Origin of the sequence: Gilliamella sp. B2772 (assembly GCF_026536985.1) — a bacterium.
Classification (GTDB): domain Bacteria; phylum Pseudomonadota; class Gammaproteobacteria; order Enterobacterales; family Orbaceae; genus Gilliamella; species Gilliamella apicola_E.
This window is the reverse complement of sequence record NZ_JAFNNB010000001.1, coordinates 187,959-210,655: the sequence shown is the minus strand read 5'-3', so window position 1 is coordinate 210,655 and position 22,697 is coordinate 187,959. Positions and strand designations below refer to the sequence as shown.

The 22,697-nt window shown below is 36.7% G+C and carries 19 protein-coding genes and 1 riboswitch; of the genes, 6 read left to right on the top strand and 13 right to left on the bottom strand.

The genetic code is table 11. From position 1 onward, the window contains the following. Window positions 1-43: 43 nt before the first annotated feature. The 4 genes from J3T98_RS00940 to J3T98_RS00925 form a co-directional block, all read right to left on the bottom strand. Window positions 44-244 (bottom strand): hypothetical protein, encoded by a 201-nt coding sequence (locus J3T98_RS00940; protein ID WP_267361903.1) that lies wholly within the window; start codon window positions 242-244, stop codon window positions 44-46. 306 nt (window positions 245-550) lie between these two features. Then, window positions 551-1,465, bottom strand: a complete 915-nt coding sequence (locus J3T98_RS00935) for a hypothetical protein (RefSeq protein WP_267361902.1) — start codon at window positions 1,463-1,465, stop codon at window positions 551-553. A 224-nt stretch (window positions 1,466-1,689) separates the two neighbouring features. Beyond that, a complete protein-coding gene (locus tag J3T98_RS00930) occupies window positions 1,690-1,875 on the bottom strand; it encodes a hypothetical protein (RefSeq protein ID WP_267361901.1) in 186 nt (61 codons plus the stop codon). Window positions 1,876-1,879: 4 nt separating this feature from the next. Beyond that, complete coding sequence (locus J3T98_RS00925) at window positions 1,880-2,746, bottom strand: YicC/YloC family endoribonuclease (protein WP_267361900.1); 867 nt, start codon at window positions 2,744-2,746, stop codon at window positions 1,880-1,882. A 150-nt stretch (window positions 2,747-2,896) separates the two neighbouring features. Here J3T98_RS00925 and rph point away from each other — a divergent pair, with 150 nt between their 5' ends. The 3 genes from rph (at window position 2,897) to J3T98_RS00910 (ending at window position 5,533) form a co-directional block, all read left to right on the top strand. Continuing rightward, on the top strand, window positions 2,897-3,613 hold the full coding sequence (gene rph, locus J3T98_RS00920; RefSeq protein WP_065561744.1) for a ribonuclease PH: 717 nt from the start codon (window positions 2,897-2,899) through the stop codon (window positions 3,611-3,613). A 13-nt stretch (window positions 3,614-3,626) separates the two neighbouring features. Then, the gene (pyrE, locus tag J3T98_RS00915; RefSeq protein WP_065561745.1) at window positions 3,627-4,274 is read left to right on the top strand and encodes an orotate phosphoribosyltransferase; all 648 of its coding nucleotides are present in this window, start codon (window positions 3,627-3,629) and stop codon (window positions 4,272-4,274) included. A 146-nt stretch (window positions 4,275-4,420) separates the two neighbouring features. After that, a complete protein-coding gene (locus J3T98_RS00910; protein WP_065561746.1) occupies window positions 4,421-5,533 on the top strand; it encodes an SIMPL domain-containing protein in 1,113 nt (370 codons plus the stop codon). A 69-nt stretch (window positions 5,534-5,602) separates the two neighbouring features. Here the strand turns inward: J3T98_RS00910 and J3T98_RS00905 are convergent, their stop codons facing one another. After that, complete coding sequence (locus tag J3T98_RS00905; protein WP_267361899.1) at window positions 5,603-6,343, bottom strand: GntR family transcriptional regulator; 741 nt, start codon at window positions 6,341-6,343, stop codon at window positions 5,603-5,605. A 137-nt stretch (window positions 6,344-6,480) separates the two neighbouring features. Here J3T98_RS00905 and J3T98_RS00900 point away from each other — a divergent pair, with 137 nt between their 5' ends. Both J3T98_RS00900 and J3T98_RS00895 read left to right on the top strand, forming a co-directional pair. Continuing rightward, window positions 6,481-8,352, top strand: coding sequence for a beta-glucoside-specific PTS transporter subunit IIABC (locus J3T98_RS00900; protein WP_267361898.1), 1,872 nt, complete (start codon window positions 6,481-6,483; stop codon window positions 8,350-8,352). 13 nt (window positions 8,353-8,365) lie between these two features. Beyond that, complete coding sequence (locus J3T98_RS00895) at window positions 8,366-9,802, top strand: 6-phospho-beta-glucosidase (protein WP_220224873.1); 1,437 nt, start codon at window positions 8,366-8,368, stop codon at window positions 9,800-9,802. 81 nt (window positions 9,803-9,883) lie between these two features. Here J3T98_RS00895 and dinB read toward each other — a convergent pair whose 3' ends face one another. From dinB to thiB, 7 genes are all read right to left on the bottom strand, one after another. Beyond that, window positions 9,884-10,939: a DNA polymerase IV gene (dinB, locus tag J3T98_RS00890; protein ID WP_267361897.1), complete on the bottom strand. Its 1,056-nt coding sequence runs from the start codon at window positions 10,937-10,939 to the stop codon at window positions 9,884-9,886. Window positions 10,940-11,012: 73 nt separating this feature from the next. After that, a complete protein-coding gene (gene cptA / locus J3T98_RS00885) occupies window positions 11,013-12,704 on the bottom strand; it encodes a phosphoethanolamine transferase CptA (protein ID WP_267361896.1) in 1,692 nt (563 codons plus the stop codon). A 114-nt stretch (window positions 12,705-12,818) separates the two neighbouring features. Then, complete coding sequence (locus J3T98_RS00880) at window positions 12,819-12,983, bottom strand: hypothetical protein (protein ID WP_176701498.1); 165 nt, start codon at window positions 12,981-12,983, stop codon at window positions 12,819-12,821. 195 nt (window positions 12,984-13,178) lie between these two features. Beyond that, on the bottom strand, window positions 13,179-14,504 hold the full coding sequence (locus J3T98_RS00875; RefSeq protein ID WP_141673887.1) for a hypothetical protein: 1,326 nt from the start codon (window positions 14,502-14,504) through the stop codon (window positions 13,179-13,181). A gap of 715 nt (window positions 14,505-15,219) precedes the next feature. Further along, window positions 15,220-15,921 (bottom strand): thiamine ABC transporter ATP-binding protein ThiQ, encoded by a 702-nt coding sequence (gene thiQ / locus J3T98_RS00870; RefSeq protein ID WP_267361895.1) that lies wholly within the window; start codon window positions 15,919-15,921, stop codon window positions 15,220-15,222. Then, the gene (gene thiP, locus J3T98_RS00865; protein WP_267361894.1) at window positions 15,899-17,479 is read right to left on the bottom strand and encodes a thiamine/thiamine pyrophosphate ABC transporter permease; all 1,581 of its coding nucleotides are present in this window, start codon (window positions 17,477-17,479) and stop codon (window positions 15,899-15,901) included. The genes thiQ and thiP overlap by 23 nt, the downstream gene beginning before the upstream one ends. A gap of 13 nt (window positions 17,480-17,492) precedes the next feature. Beyond that, a complete protein-coding gene (thiB, locus tag J3T98_RS00860; protein WP_065734540.1) occupies window positions 17,493-18,491 on the bottom strand; it encodes a thiamine ABC transporter substrate binding subunit in 999 nt (332 codons plus the stop codon). A 40-nt stretch (window positions 18,492-18,531) separates the two neighbouring features. Next, window positions 18,532-18,640, bottom strand: a riboswitch (TPP riboswitch). Between the two features lie 517 nt (window positions 18,641-19,157). On the opposite strand from thiB, the gene argS reads away from it, so the two are divergent. After that, a complete protein-coding gene (gene argS, locus J3T98_RS00855) occupies window positions 19,158-20,891 on the top strand; it encodes an arginine--tRNA ligase (RefSeq protein WP_065562857.1) in 1,734 nt (577 codons plus the stop codon). A gap of 413 nt (window positions 20,892-21,304) precedes the next feature. Here the strand turns inward: argS and J3T98_RS00850 are convergent, their stop codons facing one another. Further along, a complete protein-coding gene (locus tag J3T98_RS00850) occupies window positions 21,305-22,591 on the bottom strand; it encodes a hypothetical protein (RefSeq protein ID WP_141673939.1) in 1,287 nt (428 codons plus the stop codon). Window positions 22,592-22,697: the final 106 nt, after the last annotated feature.

Below are 22,697 nucleotides of genomic sequence, written 5' to 3'. Positions count from 1 at the left end.
AATTAACCTTGGTATTTCTTACTTTTGCTGCTTTTGCAAGAAATTAAGCAAGATAGGCTAGCGTCAATCCCATTACAACAACTAAACCAATATCAATTATGACAAACGGAGAATAAAAAGAGATAATTGAATAATAGATAATACCCAAAACAATTGCGGCAAGAATACCTATTATGGTAAAGACAATGGTTAAAAGCGGATTAAATTTTTGTGACAACTGATAATGACTAACTGTAGAGCTCATTGTTTTATTCCTTATTAATTCTAAAAAAATATAATATAAATAAAAGATTAATTTATAGCTATGTTAAGATGATAATTATCAATTTTTATTATCTTTTCCAATATTTAGCATCGGATTATTAATTTTACCAATTCATTTCAAACCTGCCCTTACAAAAGTAAAGTTAATCAAACTAGATAAAAGTAAAGATTATTATTTTTCTTCATTTAGTAACAAAAATTGTTAATACTTGATAAAGCAATCATCATTGCATATTTTGAAATAAAAAAGGGGCAATACGCCCCCTAGTATTTAATATTTACTTTATTAATACAAAGCTTGTTTTTTAATCGTAAAAAATAAATCGGTTTGTTCATCGATATAAACATTTTTAACCAATATTGGATTAGGAACTTTGTCTGCGAAAAAATACTTCTTTCCCCTTTTCAATATAGCCTTTTTAATGCTTAAAATACTATTTCGCTTACAACTTAGGCATTGGCAATAATCATATATTAATATATTTGGATTATTCATAATCACATTGGCTCGCTCTGATAATCCAAATAAAAGAAAAGGAGTATAAAAAGGTAAATTAGCTAATGCATTAGCATAACTTACTGTATAACTTTTTGTGAGTTCAAATTGTAATTTATCTGTGGAAGGAGACAAAAATTGATATTTTTTATACCATTTTTGGCAATCTTCACAATAATAATCATTAATTTTAAAAGCAAAGAAAGCAGGCAAAAAGATGATGATTACATCCAAAGCTAAAATGATACAGGCGATATAAAAAGATACTATAGATGGAATCAATATAGGATCAAATATTATTATATAAAAATATGGTAGGATGAAATCAAGCATAATTTCAATTACCATTTTAGGAGAGACTAAAAGCCTCCAAAACGATTCGAACTCAAAGCTTAATAAGCCATATTCAAAACCACATATAATGGTATAAAAGGTAAAGAAACACATAGTAAAACACATCAAAAAATTGATAATATTATTTCTCACTTTGGCTAATCTAGCCAGCTTTTTAGAAATAATATGAAGAATGCCTGCTGCTGCAATAAATAGACACAACTCAATTATTCTAAGACGTAAGTAATATATAATTACAGAAAAAACAATGCCAATCATGACAGCAAAAATAATTCCTATAAAAGTATATAAAATTGTTAAAGTAAAGCTGAATTTTTTAGATAGTTTATATTGGTCACGTTGAAAATCCATTTTTATACCTTTTTCCTTAATTACCAAAAATAATCGATTTATATAAAATTAAACTAAAAAGCTCGAACTTAGTCTAATAAAATTAATGCATGATTAATGCACCTAATTTAGATAATTTTTTATTCAAGCTTGAAGGAGTTACTAATTTCTTTTAACATTAATTGCCTAGCTAACCATGAATAAAGCGCATAAGTAAAGCCAGCAACTAATCCTAATAAAACTCCTTAACTAACATTACTATTTTTAAATGTCTCATTATCAGAAAAATACAACATAATCATACCAATGATTCCTAATAAAGCGCCAATAAATAAAGGAGATAAAGATGGAGAAAACGTTGCTGCTGTGCCCGTTGTTCCCCATAATAAAGAAACGGAGATAATAGCTAATATGCCATAATACTTGCTCATTAAATTACTCGATATTTTGTACTTGCTCTCGAATCTGCTCAATCAATACTTTAAGTTCAATCGCACTTGCAGTTACATCCGCATTAATTGATTTTGAAGCGATGGTATTTGATTCACGATTAAATTCTTGCATCATAAAATCAAGTCGGCGCCCTACTGCTTCGTTTTTCTTTAAGATTGCATAAGTTTCTTTAACATGAGTCATTAATCGATCTAACTCTTCAGCCACATCAATTTTTTGTGCAACCATCACAATTTCTTGTTCAAGACGTGAGCTATCAAGTTCAATATTGGCTTCTTCTAGTTTACTTTTTAAACGCTCTTTCTGCCAATCTAAGATTTGTGGCATCCAATCTCGAATTTTATTAACTTCGATAGTTATAGCGTCTAAGCGTTGAGTAATTAATTCGCTTAGGGCTTTACCTTCACGTTCACGAACAGTGATAAATTCATCGATTGTCTTTTCAAGTAAAGCTAAAATTTCTTGCGAAATTGCATCTAAATTTTGTTCTTTACTCGACATCACTCCCGGCCAACGTAACACATCAAGTGGATTGATTGGACCGGTTTGGTATTCACGTTTAATCCAATCACCTGCATTTAATATCTGTTTAGCCAGCTCAATATTTAATGATAACTCTTGGTTCTGAGCAGCGGGATCAAGTTCGAAGCGTAAGTTACATTCAATCTTTCCGCGAGTTAATCGAGCACGAAGACGCTCACGAACGATCGGCTCAAGTGAGCGGAATTGTTCTGGTAAACGAATATAGGTTTCTAAGTAGCGTTGATTGACCGAACGCAACTCCCAAGACGCATTACCCCATGATTGGTTCAACTCTTTTCTCGCATACGCGGTCATACTAGAAATCATAATAGGTTCCTAAATTTATAAAAACTTAGTGTGCATTGTATCACAAATTCTGTATAATGTGCCCTTAGCTTAGGCTAAACATCGACGCTTTCTTGTTGATGTCCCCCTAAAAAATTAATTCGAAGATAAAATAAACTGCTGGAGAATTGCATGCGCCCGTCTGGTCGATCCGCGGAACAAGTCCGCCCAATCAAAATAACCCGTCATTACACTAAGCATGCAGAAGGTTCTGTATTAGTCGAATTTGGTGAAACCAAAGTACTTTGTAATGCAACAATTGATGAATCTGTACCCCGCTTTTTAAAAGGTCAAAATCAAGGTTGGATCACTGCTGAATATGGCATGTTACCTCGCGCAACAAATTCAAGAACACAACGAGAAGCTGCAAAAGGCAAACAAACTGGCCGAACAATGGAAATCCAACGCCTAATTGCCCGTTCACTGCGTGCGATGGTTGACCTTGAATTATTAGGTGAGTACACCATTACCTTAGATTGTGACGTTATTCAAGCCGATGGTGGCACAAGAACTGCATCGATTACCGGAGCTTGTGTTGCACTCGTTGATGCAATAAACACATTAATTTCTAATGGCAAAATCAAAGAAAATCCAATTAAATCTTTAGTGGCTGCCGTATCGGTAGGCATTGTAAACGGTGAAGCCTTATGCGACTTAGAATACATTGAAGATTCTAATGCTGAAACCGATATGAATGTCGTTATGACAGATGATGGTCGTATCATAGAAGTTCAAGGCACTGCCGAGGGTGAACCATTTAGTCATGAAGAATTATTAACCCTATTAGAACTAGCAAAAAATGGCATAAAAACTATTACAGAAGCACAAAAACAAGCTTTAAAAGATTAATTGGAGAGGATCGATGAAATCATATAAAAGTGAATTTATAGAATTTGCTTTAGATAGGCAAGCATTAAAATTTGGCGAGTTTACTTTAAAATCAGGTCGAAAAAGCCCTTACTTTTTTAATGCAGGACTATTTAATACCGGTAAAGATTTAGCGTTATTAGGTCGTTTTTATGCCGCTGCATTAATCGATGCAGATTTACAATATGATGTTATCTTTGGTCCAGCCTACAAAGGCATTCCAATCGTTTCATCAACAGTGGTTGCCCTATCTGAACACCACAATGTTGATGTTCCTTACTGCTTTAACCGAAAGGAAGCGAAAGACCATGGTGAAGGTGGTAATCTAGTAGGTAGTTCAATATATCAACAACGCGTTATGTTAGTTGATGATGTAATTACCGCTGGTACAGCAATTCGTGAATCAATGCGAATTTTGGAAGACAATCAATCTAAACTTGCTGGCGTATTGATTTGCTTAGATCGTCAAGAAAAAGGCCGAGGTGATTTATCTGCTATTCAAGAAATCAAACAGACTTATCATTGTGATGTAATTTCAATTATTACTTTAGATGATTTGATCCAATACCTCTACCAAGATCCATCACGAAAAGACCAAGTCACCCAAGTCGAAGCCTATCGTGCTGAATATGGAATAAAATAATAAAGCGTCGTAAGACGCTTTTTTATATTCATAAAGTTTTACAATTTTTTTACAACTTTCCAATTAGATTAATTATAATCATCTTATCTTTCTACATTGAACCTACTTTACTAGCCCATTTCACTAGACTGAATAAAGGAAATAAAATGAAAAAAACCTTATTATTAATCCTATTAATGAATATGAGTACCATCTTTCCATCTCACGCCCAAAATAATGCGTTAAACGTTAGCAATAATTATTTAGAACTACAGCAATTAAAATATGGAAAGAACCTTATCCCTGTTGGAGAAATCACCTCCAAAATTACTGATAACATTATATTAAAACCCGATACAGTTGAATTTTATGTAACTTTAGAAACAGAGGGTGAGACATCAACGGAAGCTTCTAATCTTAATGTCGAAACAATGAAGAAGTTAAAAACTTATTTAAATACACTTAATATTACCGACGATAATTTAGTTACCACCGACTACAAAAACAGTGTTAGAACTGTGACGAAACCAGATAGTAAAAACAATACCACTTATGCAGCTATTCTTAATGTTGTATTAACGATTGATAATAATGATAGCTTCATCAATCTTAATAAAATACTTGATAAATATGGTATAAACAACATTTATCAGATTGACGATAAAAATTTGACTAACTACTATGAATTCTCCATTGCTACAACCAGTAATAGAGAAAGTAGAGCAAAGGATGATCTGTACAAAGACTTTAACAATATCGCTAACGAATTAAAAAAGATAGGCTTAACGAACGTATCAATTAAAAAATATATGGTACGCGAAATGGAGGCTAAAGAAATTGAAGAAAAACACTATTTCGTCAATAACACACTAAAAATAAAAATAAATAAATTAGATCTTATTGGTAAAATTATTGCTAAAGCGCAAGAATTAAAGATGCAAGTCAACAATAACATCTCTTATAGTGTTTCACCTGAAGCAATTCAAGCTGCGCTAAACGAGCATGAAACCCTTTTACTAAACAAATTGAGCGCTAAAGTTGAACGATTACTGGATAAACAGTATGTACTAGGCGCACCAATTACACTTTCACTTGACTCAAGAGATTTTGATACATCATATTCATCATTTAACAACGCCAAAAGTCAAAAACGTTATCTAGGTATGGATAGAAGTGTTGATGATGCTATGGATGTAGATATCAATACTCCACCAGAATATGAAGTCACATTAACTTTATCAGGTACATTCGAAACACTTAAAAAAGTTGAACAAAAGTAGTAGCTGTTAAATTGATAAAATTTCATTTAGTTAGTAATTTATTTTATTAACTAAATGAAATACCTTCGACTATTTTGAATGACTTTGTACATAGAATTTTGCATTGTCGTAATGATAAATAATTCTTGAAAAATCGAAAGGTTCGCCTGCTGTAGTATAAAAAATCTCTTCAACACATAAAGCGGGATCGCCAGGTTTTAATCCTAAATAAGGGGCGATCTCCTCATCTAATTTTATCGCTTTGAAATATTTATCAGAAAAACCAATATTGATTTTACAAATCTCTTTAACGTAACTAAAAATTGAGTTTCCGGCAATTTCCCGATTAAGGTAAGAGATGATCTTTTTACGATAATAAGATTGCTCAAAACCATAAACCTTGCCTTCAACCAAACGTAATCGTTTTATATAATAGACTTCTTCACCATCTTCACACTGTAAGTTCTCTTTTACTTTGGCATTAGGCTGAATAACGTCAACATTAAATACTTGTGAAGCGCCTGGTAAATCATTTAGGTCAACACTAAAACCATGACTCTCTAAAAAATTCAGATAACCCCGTTTTTTGGGTTGCCTAACAAAAATTCCACTGCCTTGAATTTGATAGATCACACCGTGCCTTTCAAGGCGATTAAGTGCTTTGATAATGGTGGTACGACTAACTTGATATTGTTGAATTAACCCTTCGATATTAGGCAATTGTGTATCTTTAGGCAGATTTTGTTGATAAATCGACTGTTGAATTTTCTTTGCCACATCTTGGTATTTTAACATTAGTCGTTCTTTGATATTGGTATAAATGACTGACATTCTATACTTATCGTTAATTAAATAAATCAAAATTGCTTGAAAACGCGATCTAGATCACAAACAATAAAATTGGTCATTAACAATTTTCAATTTAAGGATAATATATGCTCTCTTACCTGTTAAAAGGAGCTTAATTGATGTCATCTAAAATTAGAGATTATAATAAATTAGCAGTTGATATATTAAATGAGTTAGGCGGCGAAAATAATATTGTTTCTGTCGCGCGTTGTGCAACTCGTTTGCGTGTCGTTACTCAAACCACCCCAGCAGAAGCGAAAGAGAAAATCGCCAGTTTACCTGGTGTTATCACCGTGGTTGAAAAAGGTGGACAAATTCAAGTTGTTATCGGCACCAATGTTGACAAAGTCTATAATGCATTTACTCAATTGATGAGTGGAAACAATAAAATTGATGTAAATAGCAAAAGTAGTATGTTAAATCGTATTATCGCAACAATGTCAGCTGTTTTTGCCCCATTCGTTTATGTTTTAGCTAGTGCGGGGATATTACAAGGGATCTTAATTTTAATTAAGCTTGCCTATCCAGAATTTGAACAAACTGGCACTTGCCAAGTATTTAGCTTTATCTCATGGGCGCCATTTACCTTTTTACCTATCTTTATTGCCATTACTGCATCGCAACATTTCCGTTGCAACATCTATATTGCAGTTGCATGTTGTGCAGCGCTACTATCACCAACATGGGCAGAAATTGCAGCATCAATAAAAAATGGGGGAACTTTTGATCTATTTGGTTTACCGCTATCGGAAACCACCTATATGTCAACAGTATTACCACCACTATTTTTAGTCTGGTTACTCTCTTATCTAGAACGTTTCTTAGAACCTCGCTTACACAGCATTATTAAGCCACTCGTTATGCCTTTAATCTGCTTGGTCATTATGGTTCCATTAACCTTACTAGTAATTGGACCAATTACAGCGGGTGCAGCGCACTACCTTGCAAGCGGATACAACTGGATTGTAAACCTTGCGCCTTGGGTCGCGGGTGCAATTATCGGGGCATTTTGGCAAGTTCTGGTTATATTTGGTGTGCATTGGGGTATTACACCAGTTATTATCGAAAACATTAACCAATATGGTAAGGACTCTTTCCAAGCCTACCAAACTATCGCGGTAATTGGACAAGTCGGTGCAGCCTTAGGATTCTACCTCAAAACTCGCTCAAAAGAGATGAAAGGTGTATCAATCTCAGCATTTATCACGGGTCTATTTGGTATCACAGAACCGGCTATTTATGGGGTTAACTTACGCTTTAAAACACCATTTATTTATGGCTGTATATGTGCTGCAATTGGTGGGATGGTCGCTGGTATCTTTACGCCTTACTACTACACCTATGCAGCATTACCTGGACCACTAACTATTGTTAATGCAATTAATCCAGAACATTATGGTTCAATCATCGGCGTAGCCCTTGGTTCAGCAATAGCACTATTTGGGCCAGTTATTTTGATGCAAATTTTTGGTACTAATGAAAAAGCACAAAGTGAAGAAAAAATTGAAAACAACACCCCAAAAGTCGTTCTTGATAAAGTTAACATCACTAGCCCAATGATCGGTAAAGCATTACCACTAAGCGAAGTGCCAGATCCCGCTTTTGCACAAAAATTAATGGGTGAAGGTATTGCTATCGAACCAACAGATAATCATGTTTACGCACCATTTGATGGCGTAGTTAGTGCGGTATTTGAAAGTTCAAAACATGCTATCGGCTTAGTCCTAGATAATGGCGTAGAATTATTAATTCATGTTGGAATAGATACTGTTAATTTAACTAATAACGAATTTAGTTATCACATCAGTATGGGTCAACAAGTTAAAAAAGGTGATTTGCTAATCAGCTTTGATCCACAAGCGGTCAAACAAGCGGGTTATCCATTAATTACACCAATTATTATTGTTAATACAGATCAGTACCAATTGATCACATTAACTGAAAATAAAGACGTAAATCTTGACGATATCATATTCGAAATTAAGCAATAACAAGGAATCAAAAATGACTAAAAAACCATTTTTATGGGGCGGTGCATTAGCCGCTCACCAATTCGAAGGCGGCTGGAATGAAGGGGGCAAAGGACCAAGTGTGGTTGATGTCATGACCGCTGGCGCACATGGTGTTGCAAGACAAATCACTCAAGATATCGAAGCAGGCAAATTTTACCCAAATCATACAGCAATTGATTTCTATCATCATTATAAAGAAGACATCAAATTATTTGCTGAACTTGGACTAAAATGCCTTCGTACTTCAATTGCTTGGACTCGAATTTTCCCTAAAGGCGATGAGCTAGAGCCAAATGAAGCAGGCCTACAATTTTACGATGACGTATTTGATGAACTCATTGCAAATGGAATTGAACCGGTTATTACCCTTTCACATTTTGAAATTCCATTACACATTGCTCGCCAATATGGTGGTTTTCGCAATCGTAAAACTGTAGAGTTTTTTGAACGTTTTGCTATAAGTTGTTTTGAACGTTATAAAAACAAAGTTAAATATTGGATGACTTTTAACGAAATCAACAACCAAATGGACACCAGTAACCCAATCTTCTTCTGGACCAACTCAGGTGTACAAGTTAAACCAGGTGAAAATCCACAAGAAGTGCTTTACCAAGTTGCGCATTACGAATTATTAGCCAGTGCTAAAGCGGTTATTGCTGGTAAAAAAATCAACCCTAACTTTGAAATTGGTTGTATGATTTCTCACGTGCCAATTTACCCATACTCATGTAACCCTGAAGACATGATGGCATCAGAAATTGCTATGCATCAACGCTTCTTCTTCCCTGATGTACATGTTCGTGGATATTATCCATCATACGCATTAAAAGAGTTTGAACGCGAAGGCTACAAACTTGATATTACAGAAGAAGACTTAGCTTGTTTAAAACAAGGTACGGTTGATTACATCGGCTTTAGTTACTACATGTCAACTGTCGTAAAAGCGGATGTTAAAAACGACAACCGTGACAACATCGTCAATGGTGCATTACCAAATGCAGTTGAAAATCCATACATTAAAAGCAGTGACTGGGGTTGGCCGATCGACCCAGAAGGATTACGTTACACACTTAATCGCTTATACGATCGTTATCAACTACCACTATTTATTGTTGAAAATGGTTTTGGCGCGATTGATGAACTTGAGCACGACAACCAAATTCATGATAAACCACGAATCGAATACCTCGGCGCGCATATTAAAGCGATGCAAAAAGCGATGGATTACGACGGTGTTGATGTGATTGGTTATACCGCTTGGGGAATTATCGACGTCGTTTCATTCACCACTGGCGAAATGAAAAAACGTTATGGCGTAATTTATGTTGATCGTGACAACGAAGGTAACGGCAGCATGAAACGCTATAAAAAAGAGTCATTCGAATGGTATAAAAATGTGATTAAGACCAATGGTCAAAGCTTAAAATAATCACTTAATAATATAAAGGATCTGATTTGCGAATTAAAATCAGATCCTTTAACCCATCTCATCTAATCAACACATCATCAATCAAAACTTAAAAATAAGTTGCTTTTCAACTTGTGGATCAATCAACGTCACATGAAAACCAATTAACCTAACACCCCGATCATTGCGCCTTTCTAGCCAAACTTTATGAGCTTGTTCAATCAAATCAGCTTTATCCAACTTAGACCAAACATGCTCTTGAGTCGTAAGCTGAAAATCATCAAACTTAAATTTCACACCTTGGCGAGCAATAGAGAGATCCGAGCGAACTTTGCTTAAACGCTTCTCCAACTCCTCAAATAGCGGATCAAATTGCGCTAAACACTCATCCCAACTGTGAATATCATCAACCAACGTGCGCTCTACCCCAACTGACTTGCGTTGCCTATCATTACAGACTTCGCGTTCATCAATCCCTTGGCAACGTTCATATAAAATACGTCCAAACTTACCAAACTGATTAAGTAACTTAGTCAAATCATAATTAACTACATCTTTACAGGTATAAAGCCCCAACTCTGCTAACTTCTTCTCGGTCACTTTACCCACACCGGGGATCTTCTTCAGTGGAAGTTGCTCAATAAATCCTTCAACCTGATCGGGTGTAATCACATATTGCCCATTTGGCTTATTCATATCAGATGCGATTTTAGCTAAAAACTTAAGTGGAGCCACACCTGCTGACGCGGTTAACTCAAGCTCCTTATAGATTGCTTGTCGAATATCTTGGGCGATTAACGTAGCAGAACCATGACAAAGCTTACAATCCGTCACATCCAAATAAGCCTCATCAAGCGAAAGCGTCTCAATGGCTTGAGTATAACGCTTAAATATTTGATGGATTTGATTGGAAACCTCTCTATAAACGGCATGACGACCTGGAATGACCTTAATATTAGGGCACAGCTTAATTGCCTGTGCCATTGACATCGCACTATGCACACCATATTGACGAGCAATATAATTCGCAGTTGCCACCACACCACGCTTACGTGGATCGCCTCCTACGGCGATCGGCACATTGCGATAACGTGGATTATCTCGCATTTCGACAGCTGCATAAAAACAATCCATATCGACATGAATAATTTTTCGCATAATGAAGGTATTAGTATATAGAAAATAACTGTATAAATATACAATACCATACCTTTACTTTATCTGTAAATCACTATTTAGCGAGCTGATCGAAATCGGTTAACCCCTCCTTACCATGAGGATCACCAATCCATCGAGTTGGCTGTGCAAATTTTTCATTCACAATACTTTTTTCGGGTTGATAATCATCGAAGCTTAACCCAGCCAAATCAGACCAAGTATGAATCAAATCCTGAGTACTAAATTTTCGATTCACATAAGACTCAAAATGATTAGGATGACTCATAAGCCACTTAGGCGATTGCCAAAGCATAAAAGGAACCGTATACATAGCCCGAGTTGGCGCCTTCTCATTACGCCCTAAAACATCATGCGGAGCCGTTTGATAAACTTCCTCACCATGATCGGAAAAATACAAAATAAAACCATTTGGATCACTATTCTTAAATAGCTTAAACAGCTCAGTGGTAACAAAATCATTAAACGCGACCGCATTATCATAACTGTTATAAACTTTTAACTTATCATCATCCAAATCAAAATTTACGCCAGTCTTATCTTTAAAACGCTGATACTCCTCACCCTCGGGATAGCGCAGCTCATATTTCATATGCGTACCGAGCAGATGAATAACAATAAATTTCTTTTCAGCAGGATCATTTAGCACATTCTTAAACGGCTCAAAAACCGACGAATCATATTGTCTGGAACTCTGATTACGATCATTATTCATATAAAACTGCTCATCAGCTTGCTTAGAGAACATCGTCAACATCGTATTGCGCTTGGTCATCGTTTGTTGATTGGTAATCCAAAAAGTCTTATAGCCGGCCTGCTTCATCAAATGAATTAAAGATGGCTTAGAAAGATATAAATCAGGATGTTGCTCATCGGCCAAAGTTAGTGCTTGTTGTAAAATCTCGATCGTATAAGGTCTTGATGAAACAACATCATTAAAAGCAAGAAAATCAGGGTTATCTTTTTTAAATTGCTCGATTAACGGCGTCGTATCACGCTCATAACCATAAATCCCCATACGGCTACGAGTCGTTGACTCACCAATCACCAGCACTAACGTTCTTGGAGTATTTCCATTGGCATCGGTTAAATTTTCGAATTTAGGCAAGGTTTCGAGATGATTTAAGATTTTTTCCATATTAGAAAGCTGAGAACGATAAGCAATATAACTACTGAGCAATTGCCATGGAACCGTCGTTTCCATCCGACTTAACAGATGCTGGGTAGCGCGCTCAAACGAGGTCTTCTTAATCGCCACACTAATAAACAATGGCATCAACGCATAAACCACAATGATTATCGACACTACCCATTTAGTCATATTTTTTACATAAACCGGTTTAACCTTAAACCACAAAAACACCCCAACCAAAATATAAATCAACAGCACGGCGACGAGTTTAATACTAAGGTACTGGGAAATAAATTCATGTGACTCATTATAATTCGACTCTGCCATCACAAAAAAAACACTCTGCGAAAACTCCTGTCGATATATCGTAAAATAACCAATCGAAATTAGTGACAACCCACCGACGATAATGCCATAAATGGTAGCAAATTTTTTGGTAATATTAGGAAAAAAGAGAGTAGGCACCAGCCAAATCATACTATAAATTATCGAGTCACGAAGCCCAATAAAATTAGCATGACCTGACAGCGCAATATAAAGTTGCAAAGCACAAGAAAAGTAACAGAAATACAAAATCGCATAAACCAACGAACGCCAACTAAAATTCCTATCCAACTTTTGCCTCATTAATCACAAATAGAAGTGTCACTAAACTAACAAAAACAGATTAACAAAACCTTAAGAAGCAATGAATAAAGGTTAATTTTTGATTTTTAATAAAAAATAAGGTTAAAAACCCCACTCCTCAACTTTTTTTCGATAAGTTACCTTTAAGTTAAAACCCAATAATTGCTGAACCACATATAATGATTGATTATAAAGCTTTAAAAAATTACCTTCGGCAATAAACTGAACCGGACTTTTACTTAACGCTATTTTATCTTCAATATTCATTTTATATTACTCCTTTAATATCAATATTTTTAACCACCACCTCGGTGCCCAGCATTTTTGTCGCTTAGCCACAAAATCGCTTTTTTTATGGCTAAACGACGTTGACTCGTTGAGTCAGCTTACTTTTAATGACTTCACACTATTTCTTTATCACCCCCACCCCCGGACTAAGGATTAAGAACGAAGAAATAAGAACTAAGGATAGGCACAAAGCATGTAGATGTGGTTGGTGTTGGGGTAAATCCAAGACACTTCACCTTCGGATGAGTGCACGACAAACTGGGCGCTACCAGCCGGGGCACTAGCCAGATCACTAGTCCAGTACATTTGGCTGTCGAAGTCAGTGCCAGAGTATCCTCCCATAGAACCCCACTCAGTGAAAAAGCCTGAATCAATTCTACGTTGGTAATGATTATCAGGTGAGGAAGGGGCGGCGCCGACTGAACCCCTACAGGATAAATCGTTATAGGAGCCTGGCGGACAAGATGCATTGGTTAAATCCTTTACGCGAGGTACTCGATAACCAATACTATTACACCAAGATAAAGTACGAGGATAAGTGGTACTAGACACATTAAGACGGTTGACGAACCACCGCTTCAAAGTAAAACCATATTTAACAACAGGAGTACGATTATTATCACGACCGACCAACTCGAATGTCTGAGGCAAAGATGGAGTAGAAATACGACCAGCATAAGGACCAGTTAAAGTAACGCGTACGCTTGTAGCAGTAGGATTAGACATTGTGACTGTGATACCACCCCGAGAAACTCGAGACCAAGACAATGGCTGACTAACACCACTAATAAGTAAATCAAAGTACAGTTTGTTAGCGCCAGTTGTAGGAAAGTTTTGACCGTAAAGTGATGGGTCTGTTTTTTGAGTGAGAAAACCATTAGCAGGGTCCCACATCCAAGAAGGACCAGCTTCATGACCCCTACCATAGTACATATTCGGTCTTGCAAAACAAACCACCGGCTCAGCCTTAGGATTGACGTAATAAGTCACATTACTTTCACTAAAATCACTACGATTAGGAAAACCGTAACGAGAGGATAATGTACCGTTAGTACTGGATAACGTAACCTTATAAGGTGCCTTACAAATTGTTGGAACGGTACTACGTGATACTGCTTGATTGTATTTATCAACGATAGATAAACTTAAAGAACCTGTAGCTGTAACGTTAGCATCACCATCATCATCCCCCCAATAATTATAAGGCGGACCGATAAGAGAACTCAAAGTGACTGAATTAGTATCAGTAGGAACCAACATACGGATATCAGCAAAACTCTGACCTGCAACCGGCAAGACGATAGGTCTTGAAGAAGATGAAGTATTGGTTGAAGGCGTGTACTTAGTTCCGTCAGACAACGTAATCCTAAGCAGACCGTTTGTATTAACAACACGAGTACGACCACCATCGAAAGTCAAATACGGTGCACTACCCTGTATCGCATTCTTAGTTGTCTGTGAAGTTAATGCGTGGCCCGAAAAAGGAAGGAAAAACGCCACGAAAAAAACAATCTGCCGGGATAATTTAGAAAAATCGAAGGTGCGAAAAGAGGATCCGCTAAACGATCGAGAAAAGGATCGCGGAAGCGATTGCGCGAAAATTCGCAGAATTTCACTTGATTGCGTGGAAAAATAAGTTTCAGTGAAAAAATTAAACTGGGCGCTAGACTTAGACGAATTTAAAAGATAGGTTGGCCAGGTTGCCTGTTGCCTGTTGCCTGTTGAAAATTATAATGCATTTTAGACTACCTTGTCAAGTAATTTTTTGATTTATTTACAATTTTATACTTTTATATCAAATTTTAGCCTTGTAGCTAAAACCGTGTAAAAAGTATAGTGATTGGAAAAACACGATGCAACACTTTTTTTCGCTCATTTGCGTTAACTTTTGTAAAGATGATCTAAAAAGGATCTAAATTATAATTGATTAAGCACTGTTTTAATTAAAGACTATCATTACAAATCTTTAGAATCACGGTTATTGATCCTGAAAAAATTATTTTAGTATTTAAAATAGTGGTTATGATCATTTAAAAGTTTTAAGTGAAATCTAAAACCTCAAAACCCCCGCTCCTCAACTTTTTTTGATAGAAAAACACAGCTACTAAAAAGCGCCACAGTTTAAAGCGGAATTACTTATTTGAGACAACATTGCAAAGCAGAATTTAGAACCCCAAAAACCCCGTTCCTCAACTTTTTTTACTGAGGACACTAATTATGAATAATAACTTATCCCTAACAATTTAGCTATCTCTTGATTTTCAGCTAGCTTTTTTGGTTCTGCATTAAAAATGACGTTTCCATTTTCAATAACCACACAGCGGGAAAAATGGCTAAGTGACTCATCCAAATAATGCGATACCATCATTAAGGTCAGATTAAATTCACTACAAACCTGATTCACCAATGCCAACATTTCAAAGCGAAGAGCTTGGTCAAGAGCAGAAAATGGCTCATCTAATAATAGTATAGGACGATGTTGTATAAGACAGCGAGCCAAAGCCACGCGTTGCCGTTGACCACCCGATAGCTGTTCGGGATAGCGATGGTTAAAGCCTTCCAGCCCGACACGAACCAGAATATCATTAATAGTCGTTTGTTCAGCTCGACTCAGTTTTAATGTCGGCTTGATGCCTAAAGCAATATTTTGTTCAACCGTTAGATGGCTAAATAAGTTATTTTGTTGAAATAGCATCGAGACAGGGCGTTTACCGGGTAACGTTGTTGTGACATTTTGGTTATTTAAAATGATTTGTCCTGATTTAGGAAAGATGAACCCCGCAATCAAGCTAAGTAATGTACTTTTGCCCGCGCCACTTGGTCCGACAATAACAACCCGCTCTTTAGCCGCAATATTTAGCGTAAAGTGCATGTTGAAGTTGTCATATTGATATTCAATTTTTTGAAGTTCGATCATAATCCATCACAACCAATAAACTAAAAGATAAAAGTAATAATATCGCGGCTGTCACGATACTTTCTTGATAATGATAATGCGATATCTGTTGATATAAATAATAAGGTAACGTGGTCACCGACTGCCCGCCAAACAGAGCTATTACCCCAAAATCGCCCAATGACAATATGGCAGCAAGGGCAAAACTCATCAACATAAGGCTTTTTAACCCCTTAAAATCGACCAAATAAAAATGCATTAATCCATTGATATTAAGGGTTTGAGTTAATTGCCAATAGCGTGCAGTAATATCATACATCGGCGTAGCTAAATTTTTAAGGATGAAAGGTAACGCCATTAACCCATTACAAACCATAATTAATAAGCAGATAAAAACAGTGTTATGACTAAAACCGAATAACAATAAAAACAATCCCGATGCTAATACCATGTTTGGTATAGCTAATATCAAGGAGGCAACCATCATAAGCCGATTACTTAATTGACGTTGTTGGTTAATCAATAGTCGGCAATTGGTCCATAGCAAAAGTAACCCAAGTAACATCGCTATCATAGCCGAACCTATAGCAATAAGGATTGAATAGAGTAAAGCTTGTTGCAATATCGATGTGAGTAATGATATTTGGAAAAAATAGAAACCTTGAAAAAGTATAGTAATCATCGGGGACAATATAAATAATCCCCCTATTACGATAATTATCATACTAATCATTTTTAACCAATTGGTTATCGGTAATTGATAGTTGGAGTGACTAAATTTAACACTCAGCTTTCTATCATTTCTATTTATTTTCTGCATCAAGCTGATAAAAACAATACAGCAAACCAACTGCACGCAAGATAGTAATGCGGCTTGTAATAGATCAAAGTCTCGCACTGCTTGATAAATAGCCACTTCCAGCGTGGTATATTTGGGACCACCACCCAATGCAAGCACAATGGCAAAACTCGAAAAACAGAGCATAAAAATAAGTGCTGCCATAGGCAATATTTGTCTACGCAGTAACGGCCATTCAAGTAATTTAAAATAGGTAAGTGTTGAAAAATTAAGTTGTGCCGCTAACTGTCTTTGTTCTATAGCAACACTGTTTAATGTTTTGTAAAAGAGCACACAAGCATAAGGAAAATTCAAAAAAACATGAGCCAACAAAATACCTTGCAAGCCATAAATAGGAAATGAAAATGGGATATGCAGTACTTGGCAAATGTAAGCCAGTAAACCTTGTTGCCCATATACCGACAACAACCCTGTCACAACCACCAAAGCGGGTAAAATAAAGGTAATTGGCATTATTTTTATCAGTAACTTTTTACCTTTAAAATCAATAAAGGAGAGCGCCTTGGCCATTAATATTGCTGATGCCAGCGAAAGTATTGTCGATAACAAAGCTTGATAAAAAGTGATCCAAACAATATGAAGCACATAACTATCAAGATAAATCGTCAAATTTCCTGACTCTAAGGCAAATCGCCAAATAGCAATAAGCGCCGAGCTTAAGATAATGAGTATTAAGCTCGCTGCACTCATTCCGGGTAATAACGATTTAAATTTCAACATTGGCGATACGGATCTATTTACTAATTGCCGATTGCCATTCTCGAATCCAAGCTTTTTGATGTTTTTCAATCTCTGCTGGCTCAAATTCTAACGATTTATTGACCGAATTAATTTGCGCAAAGGCATTAGGTAGATCCGTTTTGATAATCGGATACATCACATTTTTCTCAGCAAATTGGTGTTGGACTTCAGGTGTCAGCAAATAACGTAAAAATTGGCGCGCTAGGTCAATTTCTTGACTGTATTTAATAATTCCGGCTACTTCAACTTGACGATAGTGCCCTTCATCAAAAATAGCTGCTTCGTAGTGATGCTCGTTTTCATTAATGATATGTGCCACTGGCGATGTACTGTAACTAAGTACAAAATCCGCTTCGCCTTTTAAAAACATACCATAAGCTTCGCTCCAACCTTTGGTGACCGTCACCGTGTTTTTAGCGATTTGTTGCCACGCTTCTGCTGCTTTATCACCATAAACTTTTTTTACCCAAAATAGTAAACCAAGTCCTGGTGTACTGGTTCTTGGATCTTGGTAGATGATTTTCCAACCTGCTTTATTTTCAACCAGTTCATGTAAAGAATGAGGTGGATTTTTGACTTTGTTATTATTGTAGATAAAAGCAAAATAACCAAAATCATAAGGCATAAAACTATCATCCCACCAATTGGTGTTGAGATTGTCGGGTTTAGCGATTTGATGAGGAATAAGAATATTCGCTTGTTTGGCTTGCTCTAATAGGTTGTTATCTAACCCTAAAATAACATCCGCATTCGTTTTATCGCCTTCAAGGCGAATACGATTTAAAACCGACACACCATCACCTAATGTCACAACCTCAAGTTGGCAATTGCACTGAGCTTCAAACCCTTTTTTGATTGCCTCACCGGGTCCCCATTGTGACATAAATGAATTATAGCTATAAACCGTCAAAGTAGGCAGTTCTGCATTGGCTAATGGGCTAAAAAGTGAAAATAGAAAAATAACAGGTAGTAAAAAGTTTTTACAAAACATTTTGCCTCCAAAGAAATAGGTAAAAGACAAAAGGTTTGAGCAGATATAATAACTCAAATCCCTCCGCTGGCATTATCCAGTTCAGGTTCGACGAGTTATGTCAGTCAATCTGACACTCTCAGCCCACTAGGGCACCCCGTTGAGAACGACATTAGTTTAGAGGGTGAAGGTATAATTGTAAATAGTTACCTTCAACGGTTGCCTGCAAACTTATCTATGATTTTGGAAGAGAGTAACTGCACTTGATCAAACTGATAGCTTTATAAAATTTCCGCTTAGCCCCATTTGTAATCGGAAAATCGATTTCTTGCTTATTTAAGGGGGGAGTGAGTTTTGCATATTCATTCAAAAGGATATTTTCACCATAATTATCATACTATTTTGTCAATTGTGAATCTGAGTTCTTGCAGATGGTCTTGAGCAAACACCGAAGTTGAAAAGAGCAAAAGGATATTGATAATCAGGCAGTTAAACAAATTTCGGCACCTGTTTTCTCTTTATTTTTTTATCTATTTTATAATTAAGTTAATAAATTACATCTAAATAAAAAAATTTTCGTTTATAAAAGAATCAGCTATTTACTTGTCCTTAACTAATCCCACAGTGACAATTTATCAATTTATCAGTATTATATTGGGCATTTTATTTTAATCGATTAGGTTCAGTGTGAATATTCAACAACTATTAACACAACGTGTTTCTCAAGCAATGATTATGGCGGGTGCTGATAAAAACTGCGACGCTTTAATCAAGCAATCAGCTAAAGCCCAATTTGGTGACTACCAAGCAAATGGTATCATGTCTACCGCTAAAAAATTGGGAATGCCACCACGAGCATTAGCTGAAAAAGTTTTACAACATCTTGATATTGATGATATTGCCGATAAAATCGAGATCGCCGGTCCTGGTTTTATTAATATCTTTTTAAAAGATAGTTGGATTGCTGAACAAAACGAAGTCGCGCTAAATAGTGATAAACTGAATATTACTTTACCAGCCAAACCACAAACTATTGTGGTTGATTACTCTGCACCAAACGTAGCAAAAGAGATGCACGTCGGCCATTTACGCTCAACTATTATTGGTGATGCTAGTGTCCGAGTATTAAGCTTTCTTGGTCATAATGTTATCCGTGCCAACCATGTTGGTGATTGGGGAACCCAATTTGGGATGTTAATCGCCTACCTTGAAAAAATGGAAAACGAACATGCCAACGATATGGAACTTTCAGATTTAGAATCGTTCTATCGCGCAGCTAAAAAACATTACGACGAAGACGAAGCCTTTGCCGAAAAAGCCCGTAATTATGTCGTAAAACTTCAAGGTGGTGATCAATATTGCCGTGAAATGTGGCGAAAATTGGTGGATATCACCATGACACAAAACATTGCCACATATAAACGCCTTAATGTCACCTTATCGGTTGAAGATACAATGGGCGAAAGCATCTATAACAGTATGCTACCAGGCATTGTTGCCGATCTAAAACAGAAAAAATTAGCGGTTGAAAGTGACGGTGCCATCGTCGTCTTTTTAGATGAATACAAAAATAAAGAAGGCGAACCAATGGGCGTTATTATCCAAAAACGTGATGGTGGCTATCTTTATGCAACAACCGACATTGCCTGTGTAAAATATCGTTACGAAACACTCCATGCTGAACGTATTTTATATTATACCGATTCACGTCAACACCAACATCTAGAACAAGTTTGGGATATCGTGCATAAAGCGAAATATGTACCAGAATCCTTAAAACTTGAACACCACATGTTTGGTATGATGTTAGGTAAAGACGGCAAGCCGTTTAAGACTCGCTCAGGTGATACCGTAAAATTAAACGACCTGCTTGACGAAGCAACAGAGCGTGCAGAAGCACTAATTAAAAGTAAAAATCCCGATCTTTCACCAACAGAACTTGCCAAAGTGATTGATGCTGTGGCGATTGGCGCAGTGAAATATGCCGACCTATCCAAAAATCGTACCACCGATTATGTTTTTGATTGGGATAACATGTTGTCATTTGAAGGCAATACTGCACCATATCTACAATATGCCTATACACGCGTACTGTCGGTGTTTAGAAAATCAAATATCAACGAAGATAGCTTAACTGGTAATATCAATTTAGGCACGGACAAAGAGCGAACATTAGCAATTCGATTAATTCAATTTGATGAAACCGTTTCAACCGTTGCTGCAGAAGGCACACCGCATGTGCTGTGCGCCTATTTGTATGATATCGCCACCCTATTCTCTAGCTTCTATGAGCACTGCCCAATTTTGGCAGCCGAAAATGAAGACTTGAAACATAGCCGTCTAAAACTGGCATCTTTAACAGCAAAAACCCTTAAAACCGGTTTAGATATGCTTGGTATTAAAACGGTTGAAAAAATGTAACAAAACCAGCCACCGATATTGTTCAATATCGGTGGTATATCGACACTTAAAAACATCTTAAAAATTTCAGCGTTTAAAATTGAGGGGAGTTTTATAAAACGAAATTTATCCCCCAAAAAAAATCCTCAACTTTTTGATATAAAAACACAACTAAACACCACAGCTTAAAGCTGGATTATTCATATAAAACAACATTAAAAAGTAGGATTTAGCCCCCCCAAAACCCCGCTCCTCAACTTTTTTTGAGATAAAAAAATGCAAAAATAAACCCGCCGAGGCGGGTAATTCAAACGTCGCTAAGCCACAAACTCGCTTTTTATGGCTAAACGACGTTGACTCTTAGCTTACTTTTAATGACTCAACACTATTTTTTATGCCCCCCGCCCTAAGGATTAAGGACGAAGAAATAAAAACTAAGGATAGGCACAAAGTCCGTCGCTGCCTAAGAGGCTCTGCCTCACCACATTACCACGCTGCGTACCCACGATAACCTGGTCACGACCAATGGAGTCACTAGTCCAGAAAAAAAGTTCGAAGGCGGTGCCAACGGTATTATAACCCCACTCAGTGAAAAAACCCGAACCTATATGACGCATAAAACTATTACCAAATGAGGAAGGAGTGGCACTAGGTACAACTAAATCTTTACGAACTGCATTGGTTAAATCCTTTACGCGAGGCATTCGATAACCGATACCATTACACCAAGATAAGGCAGGAGAATAATTGCCATTCCAAGAAACACGGTGGACGAACCACTGCTTCAAAGTAAAACCATATTTAACAACTGGATTACCTTGACCATCACGACCGACCAACTCGAAGGTCTGAGGCAAAGAAGGTTTGGAAATACGACTAGGATTGTCTGAATTAATCTGGAATCTAGTAGCGGAAGGACCAGTTAAAGTAACACGAACGCTTGTAGCTGTAGAATTAGTCATTTTAACTGTGATACCACCCTGAGATATTGGAGGCCAAGACAACGCCTGACTACTGCCACTAATAAGTAAATCAAAATACAATCCATTAGCACCAGTAGTAGGAAAGTTTTGACCGTAAGAGGATGGCTCATTTGACTGAGTGAGAAAACCCTTAGTAGGGTCCCATATCAAAGCTGGGCCAGCATAACCACCTGAATTAGGTCTGGCAAAACAAACCATCGGTGTAACGTTAGGGTTGATGTAATAAGTTACACTACTTGCACTGAAATCACTACGATTGGGAACGCCATAACGTGTAGATAATGTGCCGTTAGTACTTGATAAGGTAAACTTATAAGGTGCCTTACAAATTGTTGGCACTGTACTACGTGATACAGATTGACCATATTTATCGACGATAGATAAACTTAAAGAACCTGTAGCAGTAATGCCAGAATCACCATCTTCATCCCCCCAATAGTTATAAGGCGGACCGATAAGAGAACTTAAAGCGACTGAATTAGTATTAGTAGGGACCAACATACGAATATCAGCAAAACTCTGACCTGCAACCGGTAAGACGATTGGGGTTATAGATGAAGAATTGGTAGAAGGCGTATAATGTTTACCATCAGATAGTGTAATACCAAGCAGATCGTTAGTATTAACAATACGAGTACGACCACCGTCGAAAGTCAAATACGGCGCACTACCCTGTATCGCATTCCTAGTTGTCTGTGAAGTTAATGCGTGCCCCGAAAAAGGAATAAAAAGAGCCACAAAAAAAACAATCTGCCGGGATAATTGAGAAAAGGATCGAAAAAAGGATCGCGCGAAAATTCGCTGAATTTCACTTGATTCAGTAGAAAAATAAACGTCAGTGGAA